Annotated in this window: 1 protein-coding gene; it reads right to left on the bottom strand. The window is 68.8% G+C overall.

Annotation, left to right across the window (positions count from 1 at the left end):
- Nucleotides 1-1,155, bottom strand: a 1,155-nt coding sequence (locus tag NKJ12_RS32040) for a condensation domain-containing protein (protein WP_352707708.1), incomplete at both ends; no start/stop codon positions are given.

The following is a 1,155-nucleotide window of genomic DNA, read 5'->3' as shown; positions in this document are numbered from 1 at the left end:
CCAGATGGCAAAGGCTGGCCAGGCTCACCCCCAGCCGCCGCGCCTGGGCCCGCAGCCGATCGTTGAGCGCCTGCGGCAGCATCCGATGCGCCTCGCCAACCCCGCTGCCGTCGCCATGCACTTGGCTTAGCCCGAACGGCAGCGTCGGCTCGTCGATGTCCGCCAGCTGTTCCTGGAAGAACTCCTCATGCGCCTTGGCATCGCCCCCCAGGCGCGCCTGCGCCACCAGATTGCGGAACGGCTGCGGCGCGGCAAGCTCATGCGCGCGTCTCTCCAGCACGGCCCGCACCTCGGCATGCATGATCTCCAGCGTCGTGTGATCGCCGATCAGATGGTGCAGCAGCTCCAACAGCAGCCAGCGCCCGCTGCCGGGCTCGCGCGCGATCACGACGCGCATCAAGGGCGCCCGGCCAAGGTCGATGCGGTACTGGCGCGGATCGAACCGGCGCCTGAGCTCCTCGGCGCCGGAACCGTCACACGCATCCAGCTCGACCTCGGTCACCTCCAGCGGCGCACGCCGCCACACCACCTGGGCCGGGCTCGACAGCCCCTCCCAGACAAAGGCCGTACGCAAAATGTCGTGTCGGTCCACCACCTGCTGAACCGCGCCAAGATAGCGCTCCAACAGGCCGCGCTCGGCAAACGCCATCTGCGAGACCAGCAGATACGGATCGCCCTTCGTCGCCAGCAGATGATGGAACAGGATGCCGTCCTGCAGCGGCGACAACCCATAAATGTCCTGGATGTTGCCGACGCCGCCGGGCACCGTGGCGACGATCCGGTCGATCTCCGGCTGGGCCAGCTCGATGAGCGGCAGCATCTGCGGCGTAATTGCCGTGCTGTGTTCGGTGATCAGGTTGGCAGGCACCGCCACCTCGTCATGGCTGCCAAGGCTGGCGGCCAGATCGCAAAGCACCGGCCGGGCGAACAGGGTGCGCACCTCCACCCCCAGCGACAGCCGCCGCAGCCGCTCCATCAGCTGCACCGCCAACAGCGAGTGGCCGCCAAGCTCGAAGAAGTTGTCGTGGCGTCCGACCCGCTCGAGACCGAGAAGCTCCGCCCAGATCTGCGCCAGCGCCGTCTCGACCGCGCCCTGCGGCGCTTCATAGGCGGTGCGCGCATAGGCGTCGTCGTCCGGCGCCGGCAGCGCCTGGC

It is taken from the genome of Mesorhizobium sp. M0195, from assembly GCF_040322115.1.
Classification (GTDB): Bacteria; Pseudomonadota; Alphaproteobacteria; order Rhizobiales; family Rhizobiaceae; genus Mesorhizobium.
Note: the sequence above shows the minus strand (reverse complement) of the source record. Positions and strands in the feature narration are given on the sequence as shown.